3 protein-coding genes are annotated in these 4,190 nt (G+C 46.5%); all 3 read right to left on the reverse strand.

Annotated elements, in window-relative coordinates; genetic code table 11:
• On the reverse strand, positions 1–989 hold a 989-nt coding region (locus ACEW80_RS10700), incomplete at its 3' end, for a beta-ketoacyl-ACP synthase 3 (RefSeq protein ID WP_373526556.1).
• Positions 990–1,144: 155 nt separating this feature from the next.
• Positions 1,145–2,167 (reverse strand): phosphate acyltransferase PlsX, encoded by a 1,023-nt coding sequence (gene plsX / locus ACEW80_RS10705; protein WP_373526557.1) that lies wholly within the window; start codon positions 2,165–2,167, stop codon positions 1,145–1,147.
• A gap of 237 nt (positions 2,168–2,404) precedes the next feature.
• Positions 2,405–3,886: a leucyl aminopeptidase gene (locus tag ACEW80_RS10710; RefSeq protein ID WP_373526558.1), complete on the reverse strand. Its 1,482-nt coding sequence runs from the start codon at positions 3,884–3,886 to the stop codon at positions 2,405–2,407.
• Positions 3,887–4,190 lie beyond the last annotated feature (304 nt).

A 4,190-nucleotide genomic window follows, 5' to 3' on the forward strand; every position in this document is an offset into this window, starting at 1 on the left:
CTTCCCCATTGAAAAATTGCCGCGCCCCAGGTAAGACCGGCACCAAAACCGGATGCAGCAACAATGTCATTGGGTTTAATTTTGCCTTGTCGTACTGCTTCATCTAAAGCTAAGGGAATGGAAGCAGCAGAGGTATTGCCATACTGAGCGAGATTACTGATAATTTTATGTTCTGGGACATTTAAGCGTTGGGCAACGGCATCGATAATCCGCTGATTGGCTTGATGCAACAGCAGCCAATCTATTTGGTCAACACTGAGGTTGGCTTGAAACAAGGCTTTATCAATGATTTCTGGGACTTTTTGGACAGCAAAGCGGTAGACTTCTTTGCCGTTCATAGTAATGGGTTGATAGGTGCCTTTAGTGACGTTTACACCAGGGAGTACTTCTTGGGACGAACCTGTGTATGCAAGGTTGAGGTGATGGTTTTGAGTGCCATCACTTTTGAGTGCAAATCCTAATAAGCGATCGCTTTTGTCAGCCTGCAATACTACTGCTCCTGCACCATCACCGAATAATACACAAGTGCGCCGATCTTGCCAATCTACCCAGCGAGAAAGGATATCTGCCCCGATCAATAGTACATTTTTGTAAACACCTGTTCTGATGTATTGGGCTGCTGTAACCAGACCAAACACAAAACCGGAGCAGGCAGCTGTCAAGTCAAAAGCTACGGCGTTGGTGGCTCCCAATTGAGCCTGTACTTGACAAGCACTACCAAATAAATCATCAGGGGTGGAAGTTGCCAGTAGAATCAGGTCTAAGTCTTCTGGTTTAATTCCCGCAGATGCGATCGCCTGAATGCTTGCGGCAGTGGCGAGTACACTCAATGACTCGGATGGGTGCGCTAATCGCCGTTGACTAATTCCGGTTCTTGTAGTTATCCACTCGTCTGAAGTTTCAACCAGTTCAGTCAATCTCTGGTTATGGAGGGAAGTTGCTGGTACTGCCGAGCCACTTCCGGTAATTGCTATGCCTAAGTTTTGCACTCCTAATCTCCCAAGCTATTAGCTTTTTGTCCTTTGCCTTTTGTCCTTTGTCTTTTGTCCTTTGTCAGTTGTCCTACCCTGCGGGAAGCCGCTGGCGCGTCTATGTCAGTTGTCCTTTGTCCTTTACAAATGACCAATGACTAATGACTGAATCGCTAACCGCTCTCGCGCTCTAGGATATATTGGGACTGAATTCGTTGTATTACCTGGTTGTCAACAGCTTCTTTTGCCATGCGAATTGCATTAAAAACTGAAGGTGCTTGTGAGCTACCATGACCGATTAAACAGACTCCTGCTACGCCTAACAGCAAGGCGCCGCCGTGTTCTGCGTGATCCATGCGCTGCTTAATCCGCTTTAGGTTTGGTTTTAAGAGTGCTGAACCGATTTGACCGTGCAATCCTTGGGGTAGTTCTTCCCGTAAGATTTGCAGAATAACTTCTCCGACTGCTTCGGCAAATTTTAACAATATATTACCGACGAAGCCATCACAGACAATCACATCAAAGCGACCGGAAAGCACATCACGCCCTTCGGCATTGCCAATAAAATTAATTTGGGAATTTTCACTTAGCATTTGATGGGCGCGAACCGCTGCGTCATTCCCCTTAGAGTTTTCTTCACCGATATTCAACAAACCCACCTTAGGTTCATCTGTACCCAAGACATACTGACTGTAAGCCGACCCCATGACGCCAAACTGCTCTAAAAACTTCGGACGGCAGTCTACATTCGCGCCGACATCAAGCACCAGCACTGGTTTACCAGCTATAACCGTGGGAAAAACTGTCCCGATTGCTGGGCGATCAATTCCCGGCAATCGTCCTAAACGGAGCAAGGCTGATGCCATAGCGGCTCCAGAGTGACCTGCGGAAAATACGGCATCTGCCTGTTGTTGCTTGACCAAATCCATTGCCACATTGATCGAAGCCTTGGGTTTGCGTCTAACGGCGTTTAAAGGCTCCTCATCCATTGCGATCGCATCCTTTGCAGTCACGATCTCTACCTGCCCTAAATTTGTTTTTGGCGGCAAGGCAGCTTCAATTTGTTGGGGATCACCGACCAACAGTATATTTACACCCAATTCTTCCCTTGCTCGCAGTGCGCCAGCAACGATTTCACTAGGTGCGTGATCCCCTCCCATTGCGTCAATTGCGATCCGTACGCGAGTCGATCCCATTGCTCACAGCTTCTAGAAACCTTACAAATTTTACCAGATGGTTTTGCCCAAATAGCTTAACTTTCTGACTGCAAAACTACTTTTGTTACTATTGCAACAATTTTTCCTGGCAAGCTCAAGGTAGCACGAATTGTTTGAGAATAGGGCATTGGGCATTGGGCATTGGGAAGAGACAAGAAAGAACTTGTTCAATAATTTTTCTCCCTTGTCCCCTTGTCCTCCTGCTCTCCCTACTCCCTATTCCCCACTCGCCAGTACCCAGTTAACTAGCGTCCGAACACCGTAGCCAGTTGCTCCCGCGCCGTTGTAGCCATTTTCTTTATCTGTCCACACGGGGCCAGCAATATCTAAGTGTGCCCAAGGTGTTTCTTTGACGAATTGCTTGAGAAAAAGGGCAGCAGTAATAGCACCACCCGGGCGCGGGCCTGTATTTTTCATGTCCGCGATCCCAGACTTCAGCCCTTCAAAATATTTTTCTTCCATTGGCATCCGCCAAATCTTCTCCCCTGAACTTTGGGCAGCTTTCTCTAACTGGGAAGCTACAGCATCATCGGGAGTGTACAAACCGGCAATATCATCACCCAAGGCAATCAAGTTAGCACCTGTTAAGGTGGCTAAATCCACGATCGCATCCAATCCTAATTTGTCGGCATAGACCAAGGCATCTGCGAGGGTCAAACGTCCTTCAGCATCGGTGTTGTTCACTTCGATTGTTTTGCCGTTTGATGCTGTGAGAACGTCTCCTGGGTGCATAGCGCGACCGCTAATCATGTTTTCAGTCACCGCCGAGATAAAGTGAACTTCGGAATTTGGCTTAATTTGAGCAATTGCTTTTGCTGCACCCAAGATTGCAGCTGCACCGCCCATATCCATTTTCATGGTTTCGATGCCGCTACCAACACCTTTAATGTTGAGTCCGCCGGAGTCGAAGGTTACACCTTTGCCGATAATTGCTAGTTTCTTTTTGGGTGTACCTTCTGGTTTGTAAGTCAGGTGAATGAATTTAGGTGGCAAATCGGAAGCTTGGGCTACTCCCAAAAAAGCGCCCATGCCCAACTTTTCACATTCTTCTCTTTCTAGAATTTGCAGTTGTAAACCGTACTCTTTAGCGATCGCAGCAGCCGTTTCTGCCAAAGTAATTGGTGTGACTGCATTGGCTGGCGCTGCTACTAATTGCCGTGCCAAATTTACCCCAGAAACGATTTGATTGGCGCGGTTGATGGCTGCTTCTTGTCCAGCGAATCCTAGTAAATCTACGGTTTCTATTTGTGACCCTTTCTCTTCAGGTTCAGACTTAAAGCGAATATCTTCGTAAAGTGCTAATTCTACACCTTCAGCGATCGCTTGGGTACTTGCGGCTGGATCGTTGTTCCATAATGGAAAACTAAAACCCAGAATTTTGCTTTTTTGCTTTTTTGCGACTCTGGCTACAGCCGCCGCAGCGCGTCGCAAAGTGTCGAGTTTGAGTACATCCGGTTTACCCAAACCTACCAGAATGAGTTTACGCACTGGTTTACCAGCATTGACGCGAGTGAAGATGGTACTGTCGGCCTTGGCTTTAAATTCTTCTTCGGCAATCAGTTCTTTTAAAACCCCAGAAAAGTTTTGATCTAAAGTTGCCAATTCTCCGGTTAACTCTACTGCATCTTCAAATAATCCAATTGCTAAAGTATCGCCTGCCCACTCTAGCAAAGGCGTATCGCTGAGTTGAATTGCCATTTTGAGATTTTGGGTAAATATTCCTTCCTGTACCAGTATTGCTTAAAATTCTTGTTTCAGGATAAGGGAAGTGAGGGAGATAAAGGAGCACAGGCCAGTAGCGATCATCTAGTGCTGAGAGTGTGAATCGATATACTCTTGAAAATGTATGATATTTTAACCATAAGAGGTTGTTTGAAAAGTGGTTGGCTGTGATTTTAAGCACTTATTGATCCCCCCTAACCCCCTTAAAAAGTGGGGAACCGGAATCAAAGTCCCCCAATTTATCGGGGGATTTAGAGGGATCTAGAACGTTTTGCTACCG

This window comes from Nostoc sp., assembly GCF_041747015.1.
Classification (GTDB): Bacteria; Cyanobacteriota; Cyanobacteriia; order Cyanobacteriales; family Nostocaceae; genus Nostoc.